18 protein-coding genes are annotated in these 18,682 nt (G+C 75.0%); 7 read left to right on the top strand and 11 right to left on the bottom strand.

Features of this window, described 5'->3' with window-relative positions; genetic code table 11:
• Positions 1-102: 102 nt before the first annotated feature.
• Complete coding sequence (locus ACIQIB_RS24675; protein WP_363609183.1) at positions 103-558, bottom strand: ASCH domain-containing protein; 456 nt, start codon at positions 556-558, stop codon at positions 103-105.
• Between the two features lie 278 nt (positions 559-836).
• On the opposite strand from ACIQIB_RS24675, the gene ACIQIB_RS24680 reads away from it, so the two are divergent.
• Complete coding sequence (locus tag ACIQIB_RS24680) at positions 837-2,357, top strand: DNA-3-methyladenine glycosylase 2 family protein (protein ID WP_400760642.1); 1,521 nt, start codon at positions 837-839, stop codon at positions 2,355-2,357.
• Positions 2,354-2,908: a methylated-DNA--[protein]-cysteine S-methyltransferase gene (locus ACIQIB_RS24685; protein WP_363609179.1), complete on the top strand. Its 555-nt coding sequence runs from the start codon at positions 2,354-2,356 to the stop codon at positions 2,906-2,908. Before ACIQIB_RS24680 ends, ACIQIB_RS24685 begins: the two co-directional genes overlap by 4 nt.
• A 125-nt stretch (positions 2,909-3,033) precedes the next feature.
• On the opposite strand, the gene ACIQIB_RS24690 is transcribed toward ACIQIB_RS24685, so the two are convergent.
• Positions 3,034-3,627: a MarR family winged helix-turn-helix transcriptional regulator gene (locus ACIQIB_RS24690; protein ID WP_363609177.1), complete on the bottom strand. Its 594-nt coding sequence runs from the start codon at positions 3,625-3,627 to the stop codon at positions 3,034-3,036.
• A 100-nt stretch (positions 3,628-3,727) separates the two neighbouring features.
• Here ACIQIB_RS24690 and ACIQIB_RS24695 point away from each other — a divergent pair, with 100 nt between their 5' ends.
• Together ACIQIB_RS24695 and ACIQIB_RS24700 are read left to right on the top strand one after the other, a co-directional pair.
• On the top strand, positions 3,728-5,245 hold the full coding sequence (locus tag ACIQIB_RS24695) for an MFS transporter (protein ID WP_400760645.1): 1,518 nt from the start codon (positions 3,728-3,730) through the stop codon (positions 5,243-5,245).
• Positions 5,246-5,265: 20 nt separating this feature from the next.
• Complete coding sequence (locus tag ACIQIB_RS24700; RefSeq protein WP_400760647.1) at positions 5,266-5,460, top strand: hypothetical protein; 195 nt, start codon at positions 5,266-5,268, stop codon at positions 5,458-5,460.
• An 80-nt stretch (positions 5,461-5,540) separates the two neighbouring features.
• Here ACIQIB_RS24700 and ACIQIB_RS24705 read toward each other — a convergent pair whose 3' ends face one another.
• From ACIQIB_RS24705 to ACIQIB_RS24715, 3 genes are all read right to left on the bottom strand, one after another.
• Positions 5,541-6,239: a DUF305 domain-containing protein gene (locus ACIQIB_RS24705; protein WP_400760649.1), complete on the bottom strand. Its 699-nt coding sequence runs from the start codon at positions 6,237-6,239 to the stop codon at positions 5,541-5,543.
• Positions 6,236-6,901, bottom strand: coding sequence for a DUF3105 domain-containing protein (locus ACIQIB_RS24710; protein WP_363614887.1), 666 nt, complete (start codon positions 6,899-6,901; stop codon positions 6,236-6,238). The genes ACIQIB_RS24705 and ACIQIB_RS24710 overlap by 4 nt, the downstream gene beginning before the upstream one ends.
• Before the next feature lie 120 nt (positions 6,902-7,021).
• On the bottom strand, positions 7,022-7,534 hold the full coding sequence (locus ACIQIB_RS24715) for a hypothetical protein (RefSeq protein WP_400760652.1): 513 nt from the start codon (positions 7,532-7,534) through the stop codon (positions 7,022-7,024).
• 364 nt (positions 7,535-7,898) lie between these two features.
• On the opposite strand from ACIQIB_RS24715, the gene ACIQIB_RS24720 reads away from it, so the two are divergent.
• Positions 7,899-9,563, top strand: a complete 1,665-nt coding sequence (locus ACIQIB_RS24720; RefSeq protein WP_400760655.1) for a hypothetical protein — start codon at positions 7,899-7,901, stop codon at positions 9,561-9,563.
• A gap of 13 nt (positions 9,564-9,576) precedes the next feature.
• Here the strand turns inward: ACIQIB_RS24720 and ACIQIB_RS24725 are convergent, their stop codons facing one another.
• The 4 genes from ACIQIB_RS24725 to ureA form a co-directional block, all read right to left on the bottom strand.
• Positions 9,577-10,227 (bottom strand): TetR family transcriptional regulator C-terminal domain-containing protein, encoded by a 651-nt coding sequence (locus tag ACIQIB_RS24725; RefSeq protein WP_400760657.1) that lies wholly within the window; start codon positions 10,225-10,227, stop codon positions 9,577-9,579.
• A 115-nt stretch (positions 10,228-10,342) separates the two neighbouring features.
• Complete coding sequence (locus tag ACIQIB_RS24730; RefSeq protein ID WP_400760659.1) at positions 10,343-11,386, bottom strand: agmatine/peptidylarginine deiminase; 1,044 nt, start codon at positions 11,384-11,386, stop codon at positions 10,343-10,345.
• Between the two features lie 28 nt (positions 11,387-11,414).
• The gene (locus ACIQIB_RS24735; RefSeq protein ID WP_363614897.1) at positions 11,415-13,136 is read right to left on the bottom strand and encodes an urease subunit alpha; all 1,722 of its coding nucleotides are present in this window, start codon (positions 13,134-13,136) and stop codon (positions 11,415-11,417) included.
• Between the two features lie 70 nt (positions 13,137-13,206).
• A complete protein-coding gene (gene ureA / locus ACIQIB_RS24740; RefSeq protein WP_363614899.1) occupies positions 13,207-13,917 on the bottom strand; it encodes an urease subunit gamma in 711 nt (236 codons plus the stop codon).
• Between the two features lie 403 nt (positions 13,918-14,320).
• Here ureA and ACIQIB_RS24745 point away from each other — a divergent pair, with 403 nt between their 5' ends.
• The gene (locus ACIQIB_RS24745) at positions 14,321-14,860 is read left to right on the top strand and encodes an ATP-binding protein (RefSeq protein ID WP_363614900.1); all 540 of its coding nucleotides are present in this window, start codon (positions 14,321-14,323) and stop codon (positions 14,858-14,860) included.
• A gap of 218 nt (positions 14,861-15,078) precedes the next feature.
• Here ACIQIB_RS24745 and ACIQIB_RS24750 read toward each other — a convergent pair whose 3' ends face one another.
• Positions 15,079-15,414 carry a hypothetical protein gene (locus ACIQIB_RS24750; RefSeq protein ID WP_363614902.1) on the bottom strand — a complete coding sequence of 112 codons (336 nt, stop codon included), beginning with the start codon at positions 15,412-15,414 and terminating at the stop codon, positions 15,079-15,081.
• On the opposite strand from ACIQIB_RS24750, the gene ACIQIB_RS24755 reads away from it, so the two are divergent.
• Positions 15,404-17,443, top strand: coding sequence for a SpoIIE family protein phosphatase (locus tag ACIQIB_RS24755; protein WP_363614904.1), 2,040 nt, complete (start codon positions 15,404-15,406; stop codon positions 17,441-17,443). The genes ACIQIB_RS24750 and ACIQIB_RS24755 overlap by 11 nt on opposite strands.
• A gap of 52 nt (positions 17,444-17,495) precedes the next feature.
• On the opposite strand, the gene ACIQIB_RS24760 is transcribed toward ACIQIB_RS24755, so the two are convergent.
• Positions 17,496-18,548: a DUF2637 domain-containing protein gene (locus ACIQIB_RS24760; RefSeq protein WP_400760661.1), complete on the bottom strand. Its 1,053-nt coding sequence runs from the start codon at positions 18,546-18,548 to the stop codon at positions 17,496-17,498.
• Between the last annotated feature and the right edge of the window lie 134 nt (positions 18,549-18,682).

Genomic DNA, 18,682 nt, shown 5'->3' on the forward strand with positions numbered 1-18,682 from the left:
GCCGGGCGGCCAGGCGCCACCAGCAGGGGCGGGTCGGCCCGTCGGCGGCCTGCCCGGCCCCCTGCGGCGCAGGCCCACCCGGGCCTGCGCCTGCGGCACGGGTCAGCGCAGGTCGGCCACCACGCGGAAGCGCTCCAGCACGACGGGCGTGGTGTCGTCCACGGTGAAGTCCGGGTCGTCCAGGGCGGCCCGCAGTTCGGGGCTGTGCCAGAAGCGCTCGTGGCCGGCCCGCCAGTCGGCGACCGTGGTGTAGCCCTCGCCCTCGTCCACGGCGTGCCGCAGACCGACCCCGGCCAGCGCGACGACCCGGACGTCGGTGAGCTCGATCACGGCCACCGGCCGCCCGTCCGAATCGATCACCGCCCCGTGCGCGCCCGCCTGCCGCAGCGGCTCGCCCTCGTGCTCGTACTCGGCGAGCAGCCCGGTGGTGCTGGTCTTGGCGCCGCTCAGGATCGCCGCGACCAACCGGTCGCGCAGCGGCCCGGGGAAGGCGAACTTCTCCACGTCCAGGGAGGCCACCCTGGGGTCGTCCGGACCGGTGTACGGCTGCGCGTTCATGGGGGCTCCTGTCGGGCGTCGGCCATCGGGCACTGGGCACTGGGGCCGGGCACCGTTCGGGCCGGGCGGGGCCTGGCCGGCCCGGGCCGGGGGTTGAAGGGCCCCGTCAGGGTAGTCGCGGGCCGGCCCGAACGGCTCGTGGTTTTCCGCCCCGCCCGTACCCTGCCCGCGGCCCGTCCGCGGCCCGTCCGCAGCCGGTCCGCAGCCGGTCCGGGTCCGCGACGCCCATGTCCGATTCCCGCCAGTCGAGGGGCCTCCGGTGCCGCAGACTGGAGAGCGTGATCGACGACGACATCCGGTACCGAGCCGTGGACAGCCGGGACGCCCGCTTCGACGGCGTCTTCTTCACGGCCGTCACCTCGACCGGCATCTACTGCCGACCGAGCTGCCCCGCCGTGACCCCCAAACGCGCCAACTGCACCTTCTACCCCAGCGCCGCCGCCGCCCAGGGCGCCGGCTTCCGCGCCTGCCGCCGCTGCCGCCCCGACTCGGTGCCCGGCTCGCCGGAGTGGAACCACCGGGCCGACCTGGTCGGCCGCGCGATGCGGCTGATCGGCGACGGCATCGTGGACCGGGAAGGCGTCGCCGGCCTCGCCCAGCGCCTCGGCTACAGCTCCCGCCAGCTCCAGCGCCAGCTCAGCGCCGAACTCGGCGCCGGGCCGATCGCCCTGGCCCGCGCCCGCCGGGCCCAGACCGCCCGGCTGCTGCTCCAGACCACCGAGCTGCCCGTCACCGAGATCGCCTTCGCGGCCGGCTTCGCCTCGGTGCGGCAGTTCAACGACACCGTCCGCGAGGTCTACGACCGCACGCCCAGCGGGCTGCGCGCCGAGGTGACCGCCGGGCGGCGCACCGCGACCCCGGCCGGCGGCCTGACCCTGCGCCTCGCCTACCGCGGGGCGATCGACAGCGACCACCTGATCGACTTCCTCGCCCTGCGTGCCGTCCCCGGCGTGGAGGAGGTCGTCCCCGGCGCCCGGCCCGGCGTCCGCACCTATCGCCGCACTCTCGCGCTCCCGTACGGCCACGGCATCGCCGAGGTGGACGGCCTCGCGGCCGAGCACCCGCGCACCCGCGGCTGGCTGGACTGCCGGCTCTTCCTCGCCGACCTCCGTGACCTGCCGACCGCCGTGCAGCGCCTGCGGATCCTGTTCGACCTGGACGCCGACCCGGACGCGGTGGACGAGCAGCTCGGCACCGACCCGGTGCTCGGCGCGCTGGTCCGGGCCCGCCCCGGCCTGCGCTCGCCCGGCCATGTGGACCCGCACGAGCTGGCCGTCCGCGCCGTGCTCGGCCAGCAGATCACCGTCGGCGCGGCCCGCACCCTGGCCGGCCGGCTCGCCGGGAAGTACGGCACCGAGCTGCCCGAACCCGACGGCGGACTGCGGCTGCTCTTCCCGACCGCCGGCGCCCTGGCGGTGGCCGACCCCGAGGACTTCGCGATGCCCGCCGCCCGCCGCCGGGCGCTCACCGGCCTCTGCGCGGCCCTCGCCGAGGGCGCCGTCCGGCTCGACGGCGGCGTGGACCGCGCGGAGGCGGCGGCCCAGCTGCTCGCCCTGCCCGGCATCGGCCCGTGGACCGTCGGCTATCTGCGGATGCGGGCCCTCGCCGACCCCGACGTCTTCCTGCCGAGTGACGTCGGCATCCGCCACGGCCTCACCCGGCTCGGCGCCCCCGGCGACCCGAAGTCCGCCGCCCGCGCCGCCGAGGCCTGGGCACCCTGGCGCTCGTACGCCGTGCACCGGCTCTGGGCGGGCGCCGCGAGCGACATCAGCACTGGAACGGAGAACACCCGCGCATGAGCACCACCGTCTTCACCACCATGGACAGCCCGTTCGGGCCCCTGCTGCTGAGCGGGGTCCGGCCGGAGGACGGCGGACCGGCCGCGCTGGCCACCGTCACCGCCCCCGGGCAGAAGTACGCGCTCGCCGAACCCGCCGACGACTGGGTCCACGACCCGGACGCCCTCGCCCGGGCCGTCGAACAGCTCACCGCCTACTTCGCCGGCGAGCGCACCACCTTCGACCTGCCGCTCGCCCCCGTCGGCACCGAGTTCCGCCGCCGGATCTGGGACGCCCTCGACGACATCCCCTACGGCGAGACGGTCACCTACGGCCAGCTCGCCGAGGCGGCGGGCCTCTCACCCCGGGCCGTGCGCGCGGTCGGCGGCGCGGTCGGCGCCAACCCGCTGCTCGTCGTCCGCCCCTGCCACCGCGTCATCGGCGCCAACGGCACCCTCACCGGCTTCGCCGCCGGGGTGGAGAACAAGCGCTGGCTGCTCCAGCTGGAGAGCGGCGCGCCGGGCAACGGTCAGCCCGGCAACGGTGAGCCGGAGCACGGGGTGCTGTTCTGACGGTACGACCGGGCCGCCGACGTGCCGCCTCGTCTCCGGGGTGTTGACCCGGTGCGGCAGCCGCAGGATCGCCGTCCGTCCAGGGCTCGATCCGTAGCCGCGGTGCGGCGCCGGGCGACAGCGGATTATTCGGGCGGGGCGCCGGCGCCGGGCTCGGCGAGGGCGCGGGCGAGGTGTTCGAGTGCCGGGAGTGCCTGCATGACGGCCTCCCGGTCGGCGGGGGAGAGGGTGCCGAGGGCGGTGGCGATGCGGCGTTCGTGGGCGCGCTGCCAGTCGTCCAGCTGTCGCTGACCGGCCTCGGTGAGGGCGATCCGGGCGGTGCGGCGGTCGCCGGGATCGGCCTGGCGGTCCACGAACCCGGCCTCCAGCAGCTTGCCGACCAGGCCGCTGACGGTGTTCGGGGCGAGCCGCTGGCGGGCGGCCAGTTCGCCGACCCGCAGGGGTGCGGCGGCGAGCGTCTGGAGGAGTTCGACCTGCGCCATCGGCAGGGACTCCCACGGGTAGTCGGTCCGGATGCTGCTGCGCAGTGCGCGGCGCAGCCGGGTGACCACGTCGGTGAGCCGCCGGGCGCGCTCGTTCGCCGGGCCGCCGCCGGGGTCCGTGGGGTCTGCCGGGTCTGTGGGGCCGCCGGGGTCCGCCGGGTCCAGGACGTCCGGACAGGTCCCGCCCTCGGTCCGGGGTCCGGCGGCGGGATCGGGAACGGGCGGTGACGACGGCATGGCGGACAGCGTAGCGCCTGGTGGCGGCCTTCCCGGCGTTCTGATCGCATACCGAACAGCTCGTAGAAAGAACATATCTGTATCCGATATATTTCGCTGTATGAACGCCACCGCCCTTGCGAGCCGGCTGCTCACCGAGCGGCCCCGGCCGCGTGGTGTCGCCGGCTGGCGGCACGCCCACTGGCTGGCCGTCGCCACCGTCTGCCTGGGCGCGTTCCTGGGACAGCTGACCGCCAGCGTCACCGCGCTGGTCTTTCCGGAGCTCGGACGGCATTTCGGAGCCGGCTTCGCCGCCGTCGAGTGGGTCGCGCTGGCCTATCTGCTGGTGCTGGTGGCCCTGTTGGCGCCGATCGGCTGGCTCTCCGACCTGGTCGGCCGCAAGACCGTGTACCTCGGCGGCTTCGGTGTCTTCGCCCTGGCCTCGCTCGGTGCCGGGTTCGCCGGCGGTCTCTGGATCCTGGTGGCCTGCCGGGCCGTCCAGGCGGTCGGCGGCGCGATGATGCAGGCCAACAGCGTCGCCCTGGTGGCACGCGGTGTCCCCGAGCGGGCGATGCGGCGTGCGCTGGGCATCCAGGCCGCCGCCCAGGGGCTCGGCCTGGCGCTCGGCCCGAGCCTCGGCGGGCTGCTGGTGGAGCACGCCTCCTGGCGGTGGGTGTTCTGGATCAACGTGCCGATCGGCCTGCTCGGCATCCTGGCCGGCTGGTACCTGCTGCCGCGCACCCACCCCGACCGCGCCGCTCCGGTCGGTACCGCGCGGATCGGCACCGCTTGGCCCGGCGGCGCCGCGGGCGTGACCTCGGGCGTGACCTCGGACGGCCCGTTCGACCTGCCCGGGCTGCTGCTGCTCACCGGCGCGTCCACCGCGCTGCTGCTCGCCCTCTCCGCCGCCTCCGGCCTGCCGCTGCCCGGCTGGGCGGTGGCCGTGCTGCTGCTCGCCGCCGTGCTGCTCGCCCTCGGGCTGGTCCGGCAGGAGCGGCGGGCCGCCCGGCCGATCCTCGCACCCGGGCTGGTCAACACCCCGGGTGTGCGGTCCGGCCTGCTGGTCGCGCTGATCGGGTACCTGCTGCTGTTCTGTCCGCTGGTGCTGGGCCCGGTACTGCTCACCGGGTCGGGTGTGCCGGTGGGCCGGGCGGGCCTGGTGATCACCCTGCTGCCGGCCGCGTTCGTGGTGGCCGCGACCGTCGGCGGCGGTCTGCTGCCCCGGGGCTGGTCGGACGTCACCCGCTGCCGCTTCGGCGCGTCCGCCGCGGGTGCCGGGCTGCTGCTGTTCGCGCTGGTTCCGGCCACCGGCACGGCGGCGGCCGCGCCGCTGCTGGTCACCGGGTACGGGCTGGGCCTGCTGCTGCCCGCCAACAACGCCCTGGTGATGCGGGCGATACCGGCGGGGTGCTCGGCGGTCGGCGGCGGCATGGTCAACATGGCGCGCAGCCTGGGTACGGCGCTCGGCACCGCCCTGCCCGTGCTCGGTGTCCACCTGGCGGGCACGGCGTCCGGCGGTCGGACGGTGCTGATCGGGCTCGCCGTCGTCGCGGCCCTCGCGGTCGCCCTGACCCGCCCGGCCCGGCGCCCCGCCCCGGCCGGTCGCCCGGTCGCCCGCTCCCGGTCGGACACCTTGTAGCCCTCCGCCCCATCGGCGCCATGCGCGGAACCGCCGGATCCACCGGCTGCCCGTTCCGCCGCCGCACGCTGCCCGGACGCACCTGGCCGTGGGGTTCAGGGGCCAACGCCGTCGTCCACCACAACGGGATGACGCGTTCCACCGATCTGGGCGGCCTGCCACTCGAACCGCGCCACCAGCCCCCGCACTGCCTGGTCACCGTCCGCCGGGCCTGACCCGCGCGCTGCGGCGAACGGCCGGGGTGCGGTGGACGGGGAGACCGTCCGCCGCACCCCGGCCGGGTGGGGCGAGCCGTTCAGGAGGCCGGGACGCCGGGGGCGGCGTCGCGCTCCTTGAGCATGTCGGTGATCAGCTGGATCTCCGAGGTCTGCCCGACCACCATGGACTGGGCGAGCCGCTTCTCGGTGTCGTTCTTCGCCAGGTCCACATAGCCCTGGGCCATCTCGACCCCGCCCTTGTGGTGTTCCAGCATCAGCTGCAGGTAGAACACCTCGGCGTCGCGCCCGCTGAGCGTGCGCAGCTTCGCCAGCTGGGTGTTGGTGGCCATGCCCGGCATCAGCGAGCCGTCGTGCGCCTGGTAGCCGTGGTCCATCGCCATCCACACCATCGGCTTGGCCGGTGAGTGCTGGGAGAGCCCCCACTGGTCGAGCCAGCCCATCATCATCCCGCGCTGGTTGGCCTGGGTGTTGATGATGTCGAAGGCCAGGGTGCGGACGGGCTCGTCGGCCGTCCGGTCCCGGACGATGAACGACAGGTCCACGGCCTGCTGGTGGTGGGTCGCCATGTCGCGGGCGAACCCGGCCTCGGGCGAGTCGGTCGCCGGCGCGGTCAGGGAGGACGAGCCGGAGGCCGACGTCCCGCTCGCCACCAGGGCGGGCACGCCGAGTGCCAGCGCCAGGGCGGCGGCCAGCGCGGCCGGCCACCAGAGCCTCCGGCGGCTCGCCGCCGGGGCCCCGTCGTCCTCGGCCGGGGCCTCGGACGCGTCGGCGGTCACATCGCCCCCATGGTGCAGGAGGCGCCGGGCTCCTGGGTCTGCTGGCCCTGGACGTACTTGGTGAAGAACTCGTTCACCCGGGGGTCGCTGGCGCTCTCCACGATCAGCTGGGTGCTCCAGGCGCTGAGGGTGATGGTGCCCTTCTCGTCCGGGTACGGGCTCATCAGCGAGTACGGGGTGGTCTTCACCTTGTCGGAGAGCGTCTTGAGGTCCTCCGGCGTGGCCTTGCCGTTGTACGTCACCCAGACCGCGCCGTGCTCCAGCGAGTGGACGGCGCGCTCGTTCTCGACCGGCTGGTCGTAGACGTGGCCCATGCAGTCCAGCCAGATCGCGTTGTGGTCGCCGCCGACCGGCGGGGTCTGCGGGTAGGTGACCTTGTCCTTGACGTGGTTGCGGCTGAGGTCGCCGAAGGTCTGCACGCCGTCGATCGGCGCGGCGGCGGCGGCCTGCTTGGCCTTCTTGTCCTGGTTGGCGTCCACCACGACCCAGGTGCCGGTGGCGATCGCGCCGACCACCAGGACACCGGCGACCACCGACGCGACGATCTTGTTCCTGCGGTCGCGGCGCTCCTCGACGGCGCGCAGCTCGGCGATCCGGGCGCGGCGGTCGAGGCCGGCCTGCTTGCCGGTCGGCTTGTTGGACTGCTTGGAGGCGGAACCCATGGGTTGTCCTTGTCCCCGCCGCGCGCTGTGGGCACGGCGGTCTGAAGAGAGAGCGGAAGGGCGGACCCGCCGGTCACCGCCGTCGGCGAAAGCCGCGGGGGACCAGGCGGTGGGCTCCGCTCAGGACCGGTGTACCTGGAGTTCGTGCAGGTCGGGCGCCGGGTGCGGGCCGACCAGAAGCCCGGCGCGGGGCAGCCGGGGCAGCGTCTCGGCCGCCTCCGTCCGGGGCGCCACCGCGGGCTGCGGCTGCGGCGGCGGGTTGGGCAGCTGGGCTTCCTGGGCGCAGTACGGGTGGCTGGAGCAGCCGTTGTTGCGCTGCGGCAGCTCGCCGTCGGCCGAGCACCAGGTCCAGTGGCGGTGGCCCCCGGCGTCCGGACGGTCGGCGGTCCGGTGTGCGGGGCCGGTGTGCGGGGCGGCGGACTGCCGGTCGGGCCCGCCCGCGCGGGCCTGGCGTACGCCGGGCGCCCCCGCCGCCCCGGCGGCCGGACCGGCGAGGGTGGTGGTCAGGGCGGTCGTGGCCGCGGCGGCCACCTGCGAAGAGGCGTGGCGGTGGCCCGTGACCGCCTGGGCCTGCCCCGCGCACGGCAGTGAGGTGAGCAGCCCGACCAGCAGCAGGATCCACAGCGCACCCACCGGGTGGCCCGTGAGTGCGGCCCTCCCCGGTCGGGGTGATCTGGGGGCCGACGCGGTCATGCGCACATTTAATCAGCCGAACGGGTGAACCGATGCCCCTGCTCCGGGGCCATTTTCGGCGGCCGACGGACCGGAACGTCCCGGAAACGCCCTGCTCGGGACGGTTCCGGTAAGCACGAATGGAACGGCGGCGGAACCGGGGGCGAACCCGGGGACCGACCCGGTGGCCGGGATCATCCGATCAGTGCGTGTCCGTGTCCGGTTGTCGCCGAAACCCGGACAGCGTCGTTGCACTTGGGGAGAATGACGTCGAGTCCGGCCCCGCCGGGGGCGGCGCGACCACGGACCGACCAGGAGCCGCCAGATGAGCAATCAGGGTGCACCCGCGAAGCAGCAGCAGCGGTCGGAGGACGGCTGGTGGGATGCGGTCTACCAAGGCCCGGCGGGCACCCTTCCCGACACCCCGGACGCCGTGTCGGGGGAGGGCAGTGTCGACGACTGGTTCGAGACGGCGGCCGGGTTGATCGGCCGGCAGCGGACGGGCGAGCCGGCGGTTCCGGCGGCGGACGCCGCGGTGGCGGAGGTGCCGGCAGCGCCGGAGCCGGCCGAGCCCCCGGCGGCCGAGGAGCCGGCCGAGGAGCCGGCCGAAGCGGCGCCGCTGTCGGAGGTGGCGCCGACGGGGGACGAGGGACCGGCGCGGGACAGCATCGACGACTGGTTCGACACCGCGGCCGGGGTGATCGGCCAGCAGCCCGCAGCGGAGGAGACCCACAGGTTCCCGGCCCCGTCCTGGGCGGCCGACGCGCGGGCCGAGGAGCCGGCGGACGCTCCGGTACCGGCGGCGGAGCCCGAGGCCGTACCCGAGCCCGAGCCTGTTCTCCAGAAGCCGGAGCCGGTGCCGGTTGCCCAGAAGCCGGAGCCCGAGCCCGCGTCGGAGCCCGCCCCGGTCCTGACGAAGCCCGAACCCGAACCCGAACCCGCCCCGGCCGTCCGGCCACCCGCCCCCGAGGCGGCTGCCCCCGCTCCCGCGCTCTCCGCGCCCCGCCCCACCCCCCGCTCGCCGCGCCCCGGCGCCGGGCCCGTCGTGCCGCACGTCGGTGAGCGCCCGCCCACGTACGGGCCGGAGCCGACCGCTGTCCCGGAGACGGCCCCCGGCACGCTGGCCGCCGTCGTGCCGGACACCGCGCTGGAGGGCGCCCAGTACGCCTCCGCCACGCTGCGCGCCGTCTCCGTCCGGGGCGACTCCGCCCGCCACCGGGGCGAGCCGCGCCGCGACACCCTGCTGGTCACCAGGTTCGGCGACGGCCCCGACGGACTGCTGCTCGCGGCCGTCGGCAGCTTCGACCGCTCCGCCACCGAGTCCGCGACCGCCCCGGGCGCCGAGCCCGGGACCGGCACCGCCACCGACGCCGCCCCGGAGGCCGTCGCCACGGCTACCGCCGAGGCCTGCCGCCAGCTCGCCGCCGCGATCGGCCGCAGCCGGTCCGGGCTCGCCGCCGACCTCCGGGACGGCGCCCGCGACCGGCTCCGGTACGGACTCCAGCGGCTGGCCACCAGCGCCGCCGCCCCGCTGCGCGCGCTCGCGCCCCGGGCGGAGGGCGACGACGCGCCGTCCCCCGCCTCGCTGCACTGTCTGCTGCTCTCGCTCGACCCGGCGGCCACCTACCGGGCGGCGTTCGGGGTCGGTCCCGGCGGGCTGTTCCTGCTGCGCTCGGGCCACTGGATCGACGCCTACGCGGCCCGTCTGCTGCACCACCCGGACGGCCAGCCGCCGCTGCCCGACGCCCCGGTGCCGGAGCCGCGCCCGTTCCGCTTCCGGATGGTCCCGGCCACCCCGGGTGACATCCTGCTGCTCTGCAGCCCGGGCCTGGCGCGTCCGATCGCCGACGAACCGGCCGTCGCCCACTTCCTCGCCGCCCACTGGGCCCACCCCCACCCGCCGGGCACCGTGGACTTCCTCCGCCAGGTGCAGGTCCGCGCCAAGGGGTACGCCGACGACCGCACGGCGGCCGCGATCTGGACGGAGTGAGCGGGGCGAGCGGTCAGTTGGCCGCCCCCAGCAGGGCCCGGCAGGCCGAATCCGCCAGGTGCAGCGCCTTGGTGCGGCGCGCGCCGGGCAGCCCGAGGGCGAGCGGGACGGCGAGACCGTCCAGCAGGGCGCGGATCTGGAAGGCGCGCTCAACGGCCGGGCCGGGCGCGAAGTGGCCTGCGGCGGTGCCGTTCTCGATCAGGACGACCAGGTCCGCCTGCCACGGGGCCTCGATCTCCAGCTGCCCCTGCCGGAGTTCCTCGCTGGCGGGGGAGCGGCCCCACACCTCCACCCAGAGGATCCAGCGCGGGTCGCCCGGCCCCTCGGGCAGGTAGAGCCGGACGTACTCGCCGAGCCGCGCCCAGGCGTCCGGTCCGGCGCCGGGCCGGATGCCGTCGGTCAGGGCGCCGTCGGTCGGGACGCCGTCGGTCAGGGCGGCGTGGCGGCGGGTGCCGAGCTGCTCCTCGCTCCAGCGCAGGGTCTCCAGCAGCAGCTGGTCCTTGCTGCCGAAGTAGTAGAGGAGGTGTCCGGCGCTCATCTGGAGCTGTCTGCCCAGGCCCGCCATGGTGAGTCTGGCGAGCCCGTGCTCGGCGATCGCCGCCCGCGCGGTGGCGAAGACCTCCTCGCGGGGGCGCGCCGGCCGGCGCGGGCGGGGCTCCGTCATCTGCTCGTCTCCTCTGTGCCGTGCCGTGCCTGCGTCGTACCTGTGTTGTGGGGGCATGCCGTGCGGGCCCTGTCCGGCAGGATCGGCCGGACAGGGCCCAGTCGGGGCAGTCGGGTCAGACGGCCTTCGGCTGCTGCTGCGTGATGCAGTGGATGCCGCCGCCGTTGGCGAAGATCTCGCGGGCGTCGACCAGTTCGACCGTGCGGCCGGGATAGGCCCGGCCCAGGACGGCGGCGGCCTCCTGGTCACGGGGGTCGTCGAAGCCGCAGAGGATCACGGCGCCGTTGGCCACGTAGTGGTTGATGTAGGAGTAGTCGACCGGCTCGCCCTCCTCGTCCAGCAGGACGGTGGGGGCGGGCAGTTCGACGACCTCCAGCGGCCGGCCCTGGGCGTCGGTGGCGGCGCGCAGGACCGCCACCAGCTCCTGGCAGACCTCGTGGTCGGGGTGGGACGGGTCCGGCTGGACGTGCGCGACCACGACGCCGGGGCGGACGAAGGAGGCGACGATGTCGATGTGGCCCCGGGTGCCGAACTCGTCGTAGTCGCGGGTGAGTCCGCGCGGCAGCCAGATCGCCTTGGTGGTGCCGAGGAAGGCGTGCAGCTCGGCCTCGACCTCCTCCTTGGTCCAGTCGGCGTTGCGGCCCTCGCCGAGCTGGACGGTCTCGGTGACGAGCACGGTGCCCTCGCCGTCGACGTGGATGCCGCCGCCCTCGTTGATCAGCCGGGAGGCGAACCGCTGAACACCCGTCAGTCCGCCGATGTGCTCGGCGATGTGCTGGTCGTTGTCCCAGCGGGCCCAGGACTGCGCGCCCCAGCCGTTGAAGATCCAGTCGGTGGCGGCGACCGAGCCCCTGTCGTCGATCAGGAAGGACGGGCCGATGTCGCGCATCCAGGCGTCGTCCAGCGGGCGTTCGACGATCTCGACCTCGGGGGCGACGTACTTGCGCGCCTCCTCGGTCTCACCGGTGTTGACGACCAGGGTCACCGGCTCGTACCGGACGATGGTGTTGGCCACCCGGGCCCAGGCCTCGCGGCCGGCGTGCAGGTGCTCCGGGCTGTCGAAGGTCGGGTTGGCGGTCGGGAACGCCATCCAGGTGCGGTCGTGCGGGTGCCACTCGGCGGGCATCCGGTAGCCGAGCGAGGCGGGGGTCGGGGTCATCGTCAAGTCCTAAGGCGGGTGAGGGCGTTCAGAGGAAGTACAGGCGGCTGAGCGAGACGCTGTCGGCGGGCTCGGAGCGCAGCGGGGAGCCGTCGAGGGAGACCAGCCCGGTCTCGGTGACCTGGACGTCGCCGATCCGGGCGTTGCGCACCATGTCGCGCGGGCCGATGCCACGGGTGTTCCGGACGCCGACCCGGCGCCGCCGGGTGGGCATGCCGTCGGCCGGGCGGTCCAGGTACGCGCCGTCGGCGGCGGCCTGGGCGACGAAGGCGACGGAGAGGTCGGCGGCGGTCGCGCCGTGGGCGCCGAACTGGGGGCCGAGGACGAGGGGTTCGCAGCGGTCGGTGGAGGCGTTGGGGTCGCCGACCACGCCGTAGGCGGGGAAGCCGGCCTTCAGGACGAGCTGCGGCTTGGCACCGAAGTGGTCGGGGCGCCAGAGCACGATGTCGGCGAGCTTGCCGATCTCGATGGAGCCGACCTCGTGGGCCAGGCCGTGGGCGATCGCCGGGTTGATGGTGAGCTTCGCGATGTAGCGGAGCACGCGCTCGTTGTCGTCGCCGCCGTCGGTGGTGCCGTAGGAGCCGGTGCCGTCGAGCGGGCCGAGCTCGGCCTTCATCTTGCCGGCCATGGCGAAGGTGCGGCGGACGGTCTCGCCGGCGCGGCCCATGCCCTGGGCGTCGGAGGAGGTGATGCCGATGACGCCGAGGTCGTGGAGGACGTCCTCGGCGCCCATCGTGCCGGCGCGGATCCGGTCGCGGGCCATCGCGGCGTCACCGGGGAGGTCGACCTTGAGGTCGTGGGCGGAGACGATCATGCCGAAGTGCTCGCCGAGGGCGTCACGGCCGAACGGCAGGGTGGGGTTGGTGGAGGAGCCGATGACGTTCTCCACACCGGCCATCTTCAGCACGTTGGGGACGTGTCCGCCGCCGCAGCCCTCGATGTGGAAGGCGTGGATGGTCCGGCCCTCCAGCACCTTCAGTGTGTCCTCGACGGAGAGGCACTCGTTGAGGCCGTCGGTGTGCAGGGCGACCTGGACGTCGTACTCCTCGGCGACCCGCAGCGCGGTGTCCAGCGCACGGGTGTGGGCGCCCATGTCCTCGTGGACCTTGAAGCCGGAGGCGCCGCCCTCGGCCAGCGCCTCGACCAGCGGCGCCGCGTCGGAGGACGAGCCCCGGCCCAGGAAGCCGATGTTGACCGGCCAGGCGTCGAAGGCGTTGAACGCGTGCCGCAGCGCCCATGGCGAGTTGACGCCGACGCCCCAGACCGGGCCGAACTCCTGGCCGATGATCGTGGTCACGCCGGAGGCCAGCGAGGCCTCCATGATCCGCGGCGAGAGCAGGTGGACATGGGTGTCGACGGCGCCGGCGGTGGCGATCAGGCCCTCGCCGGAGACGATCGTGGTCCCGGTGCCGACGACCACGTCGACGCCGTCCAGGGTGTCGGGGTTGCCGGCCCGGCCGATGGAGGCGATCCGGCCGTCGATCAGGCCGATGGAGGTCTTGCGGATGCCCTGGACGGCGTCGATGACCAGGACGTTGCTGATCACGACGTCGCAGGTGTCGCGGACGGCGGCGGCCTTGAGGTGCAGGCCGTCGCGGGCGGTCTTGCCGAAGCCGGCCAGGAACTCCTCACCCGGCGCCTGCGAGTCCGACTCCACCCGGACGATCAGTCCGGAGTCCCCGAGCCGGACCCGGTCCCCGGCCCGCGGGCCGTGCACCGAGATGTAGTCGTGGGGGGTGATGGCACTCATGCTCCGGCCTCGCTTCGCTCGTCGGCCCGCGTCCCCGCGGCGGCCGTGTCCATCTGTCGGCTCCGTCCGCTCACGACTGCACCTCGGCGTCGTCGAAGCCGGTCAGGTAGCCGGTGGCGCGCGCCTTCGCCAGGGCGGCCTCCTTCGCGCCGGGCGCGTCCAGCGGGCCGTCGACCAGGCCGGCGAAGCCGATCGCGACCCGCTCGCCGGCGATCGGGACGAGGCCGACCTCCACGGTGGCACCCGGGTCGAAGCGGACCGAGGAGCCGGCCGGTACCGCCAGATGGGTGCCGTAGGCGGCGGCGCGGTCGAAGGCCAGGCGCGGGTTGGACTCGAAGAAGTGGAAGTGCGAGGTGACCGAGATCGGCACCGCGGAGGTGTTGTGGACGGGCAGCAGCACCGTCTCCTCGACCGGGTCGTAGCCCGCGCCGTCACCGAGCAGCGTGCCGCCGGGGGCCTCGTGGTCGAGCGATCCCGCGCCCTTGAACGGGTCGTTGACCACGGCCAGCCGGGTGCCGTCCTCGAAGACCGCCTCGACCTGGACCACGGTGACCACGTCCGCCACACCGGGCAGCACGTCCTCGGCGCCGAGCACGGAGCGCCCGGCCTCGATCGCCTCGGCGAGGCGCCGGCCGTCCCGGGCGGCCTCGCAGACGGTGTCCGCGATCAGGGCGTGCGCCTCCGGGATGTTGAGGCGTACGCCCCGGGCGCGGCGGGCGCGGGCCAGCTCGGCTGCTGTGAAGATCAGCAGCCGGTCCCGCTCGGTGGGGGTCAGTCGCACGGTTCCTCGCTCGCGGTCGCCGGGGGAATGACGTTAGAACGGCGTTCAAACATCTCGGGTCATTGAACCCGGACCCGGCCGCCCTGTCCAGCGTTGCCCGTCCCCGGACGTTCGGCTCGCCGGGCACCGCCATCGGGTCCGCGGCGGGCCGGGGGCGGCGTACGCGGGCGCGGCGGGCCGCGGCCCGGCTTCGAAAATGGCTTGTACGCATCGCAAACCTGTCCGGCCCGGGCAGTTGGATCACGCCGGCCACCCCGTGCCCCTTTCACCCCAGGTGATCGGACGCACACTGTTGAAAGCGCCGCAGGCTGGGCATGAGGATGAGTGGTCAGAACGAGGGGGCCACCCGGTCGGCAGGGGATCCGGCAGCGGGAGCCCGGATTGAGGGCGGGGGCATGTGTTGATGGACGGTCAGTCGCGATTCCCGCGGCAGCGGACGAGTTCGGGGGACGCATTTCGGCCGAGGCCCCAGGGGGGCGGGCCCGGGGCGTCCGGCCTGCCGGGCACCACCGGGCGGGCGGGCCCGGCACTGCCGAGTGCTCCGGCACCCGGCTGCGCGCTGCACCGCCGGCTGCATCTGACGCTGGAGGCGGCCGACCTGGTCGCGGTCGGGGCGGTGCGCAGCCGGCTGAGGTCCGCGCTGCGGATCTGGGGGGTGCCCGAGCTGGCCGACACGGCCGAGCTGCTCTCCTCCGAGCTGGTCACCAACGCGCTCCTGCACACCGGCCAGGGCGCGGCGTTCGACGCGGCGCTCGGCGCCGACCTGCGGCTGCGGATCGAGGTCCAGGACGGCACCACCCGGCTGCCCCGCCGCCGCGACCCGGAGGGCGAGTACGCCACCTCGGGGCGCGGGCTGCTGCTGGTCGAGGCGCTGGCCGACTCCTGGGGGGTGCAGCTGCGCGGGGACGGCAAGGTCACCTGGTTCGAGCTGGCCTCGCCCTGATCGAGGCGGGCCCGGACGGGCGGGCGCCCCGGCGGCCGTGCCCGGCCCGGACCGGTGGGCCGGGGCCGGCCTTGGAAGATCAGGTCGTTCGCCGCCGAACGGCGCCCGTGACGGAAGGCCGGGCGGAAGATTTCCGGCCCGTTGCCATTGCCGCTCGGCCGAACATTGGACAGGATGGTGGGAATGTGTGCCCGCGTGCGGGAAGCAGCGGGGAGCCATCACCTCGACTGACCACCGTCCGTCGGCACCGTCCGATCCAGCACCACCCACCACACCGCCATGCGGCCCGCCCGGACGGTCGGCGCGGTCCACCACGGCAGCGGCAGGAGCAGCATGCCCACTGAGCCCGAGTCACCGGGGCCGGCGCTTCCTCCCGGCTCGTCCACGGCCGGGTCGGGGCGGGCGAGACCACCCGCCCAGGCGGCGCGCAGGCATGCGCTGCGGACGGCACCGGGGCTGGCGGCCGGGCGGCTGGCGCCGATGCTCTCCGGCGGCCTGCCGATCTCCTCCGGGGACTCCACGCCGGACTGGCTGGAGCCCGCGATGGCCGCCAACGGCATCGGCTCCTTCGACTGGGACATCCGCCGCGACGTCCTGGAGGGCGACCAGCGGGCCTGCGCCATCATCGGCCTGGACGCCGCGGACAAGAGCCGATTCGACCGCACCTCCGCCTCCTTCCTGGCCCTGCTGCACCCCGAGGACGCCCCCGTGGTGCGCCGCCGGGTCGAGCGCGCGGTGGCCGAGCTGGGCCAGTGCGGCGCCTACTACCGCACGGTCGGGCCGAGCGGGGCGATGAAGGCGGTGCGCTTCCGCGGCCGGGTGCTCGCGGACGCCTTCGGCCGCGCCTCACGGATGGTCGGCTTCGTCTGGGACGCCACCGTCGAGCTGCACAAGCGCGACCGCGCCGACCGGCTGGCCCTGCTGCGCGAGGAGCGCTCACGGTTCATCAAGGAGGCCGCCCGCGCGCTCTCCGAGGCCGTCACCGTCCGCGACGTCGCCCGGGTCTTCACCGAGCTGCCGCTGCCCGGCCTGCCGCCGGACGGCCTGGTGCTGGCCGCCTTCGAGGCGGGCCGGGTCCGGGTGCTCGGCGCCTCCGGCTACCGGCCGGGGGAGATCTCCGGTTACGACCGCTCGGTGCTGCCCGTCGCCCACCCGGCGGCCGAGGCGCTGCGCAACCGCGCGCCGGTCTTCGTCACCGGCCGCGAGGAGTACCGCGAGCGCTACCCGGAGGTGTGGGAGTCGACCAGCCGGAGCGGCCGCGGCTCCTGGGCGTTCCTGCCGCTGGTGGCCAGCGGCCGGGCGATCGGCGTCTGCCTGGTCAGCTTCGACGACGACCGCCAGCTGGACGCCGACGAGCGCACCCTGCTCTCCACCCTGGGCGGCCTGGTCGCCCAGTCGCTGGCCCGGGCCCGGCTGCACGACGCCGAGCACGAGCTGGCGGCCGGCCTGCAACGGGTGATGCTGCCGCGCAGCGTGCCGTCGGTGCCCGGCGTCACCACCGCCGTCCGCTATCTGGCCGCCGGTTCGGGGCTCCAGATCGGCGGCGACTGGTACGACGTGGTCCCGCTGCCCGGCGGGCACGTCGGCCTGGTGATCGGCGACGTCCAGGGGCACGACGTGCACGCCGCCGGGATCATGGGCCAGCTGCGGATCGCCCTGCGGGCGTACGCCGCGGAGGGCCACCCGCCGGCCGCCGTGATGGCCCGCGCCTCGCGCTTCCTCGCCGACCTGGACACCGACCACTTCGCCACCTGCACCTACGCCGAGGTGAACGTCGACTACGGCGTGGTCTACGCCGTCCGGGCCGGCCACCTCGACCCGGTGGTCCGCCGGGCCGACGGCACCGCCGCCGTCCAGCCGGTCGCGGGCGGTCTGCCGCTGGGCATCGCCTCGGACGAGGAGTACCGCGTCACCCGGTTCAGCCTGGACCCGGGCGAGACGGTGTTGCTCTGCACCGACGGCCTGGTCGAGGCGCGCGGCATGGATCTCGACGACGGCATCGCCCGGCTCACCCGGGCGCTCGCCGGCCCGGTCGCGGCCGGGGAGGAGAGCGCCCGTGACCCGTTGGAGGACCTCGCGGACCGGATCGCCTCCCAGGCCGCCGACTCCAGCGAGCGCGAGGACGACATAGCGCTGCTGCTCCTGCGCTGGGACGGCCCGGCGGGCGGCCTGGCCGCCCAGCAGCTCCGCCGCCGGATCGGGCAGGCCGACCTTGCCCGGATCTCCGAGGTGCGGGCCGAACTGTGCGACGCGCTGCGCCGCTGGGGTGTGGCCGAGCTGGTCGACACGGCCGAGCTGCTGGCGTCCGAGCTGGTCACCAACGCCATCCGGCACACCGACCGGGATGCGATGTTCACCGCCCGGCTCTACCGCGAGCCGACGGCCGACGGCGGCCGGGCCCGGCTCCGGGTCGAGGTGGAGGACGAGTCGGACCTCTGGCCGACCCGCCGGACACCGGGGGAGCAGGCGTCCTCCGGCCGCGGGCTGATGCTGGTCGAGGCGCTGGCGGACGGCTGGGGCGTGGAGCCGCGGGGCACCGGCAAGCGGATGTGGTTCGAGCTCACCGCGACGCCCGCGGCCTGAGGCCGGGGCCGGAGCCGGAGCCGGGGCCTGTCGGACAGGCCCCGGGCCGACCTCAGCCGAACTGCTGCTCCAGGTCCTTCAGCTTGCGCTCCAGCGAGTCCAGCCGGGGCAGTGCCACGGTGTCCTCCTCCACGGTGAGGTCGATGGTGCGCCGGTCAGGTCGGGCCGGCAGGCCCGGCTTGACCACGGTGCCCTCGGCGGCGGGCGCCGCGGCCGGCCCCGGTGGCTCGACGGCGGGCCGGTCGGTCGAGGGGCCGGCGGCTATGGCGGACTCCGAGCCGGACTCCAGCTGCCGGGCCGGTCCGCCGCGCTGGCGCCAGACGCTGTTGGTGCGGTTGATGGCCCTGATCTCGGCCCGCTCGCGGCGGCCGGCCAGCTTGCGGCGCTCGCGCTCGGCGCTCTTCTCCCGTTTGTCCTCGCGGACCTCGTCGACCGCCTCGTCCAGGCTCCGGACGCCCTCCAGCAGCATCAGCGACCAGGCCGCGTAGGTCTCGCGCGGGGCGCGCAGCCAGCGGACGATGCGGATCTGCGGCAGCGGGCGCGGGACGAGACCCTGCTCGCGCAGGGCGGCCCGGCGGGTCTGCTTGAGCGCGCGGTCGAACAGGACGGCCGCCGAGAGCGACATCCCCGCGAAGAACTGCGGGGCGCCGGCGTGGCCGAAGCCGCGCGGGGCGTGCACCCAGTTGAACCAGGCGGAGGCGCCGGCGAACAGCCAGACCAGCAGGCGCGAGCCGAGCGCGGCGTCACCGTGGCTGGCCTCGCGGACGGCGAGCACCGAGCAGAACATCGCCGCGCCGTCCAGGCCGAACGGCACCAGGTACTCCCAGCCCCCGGAGAGGTTGAGGTTCTGGATCCCGAAGCCGACCAGTCCGTGGAAGGAGAGCGCGGCGGCGACGGCGGCGCAGCAGAACAGCAGGGTGTACGAGGCGGCGCCGTAGAGCGATTCCTTGCGCCGGCGCCGTTCCTCGGACCGCTCCCAGGAATCCGGGCCGCTGGAGGTGGTGGGGCCGCCCCGGTTCCGGGCCAGGGCCACCAGGAGGGCGGTGACCAGCAGCACCGCGACGGCGGTGATGGCCCAACCGAGCGGTATGTCGGACATTTTCATCGCCTGGACCAGCCTCGCTTTCCTGCGTCGCTTTCCGCCGCCGTGACGGTGGGGACCATCATGACGGATAAGCGGCCGGAGAATGACTGACTCGCCCTCAATGCGCTGGTGAGGGGGATTTCTGGGGCAAATTC

The organism is Kitasatospora sp. NPDC092286, from assembly GCF_044755565.1.
Taxonomy (GTDB): Bacteria; Actinomycetota; Actinomycetes; order Streptomycetales; family Streptomycetaceae; genus Kitasatospora.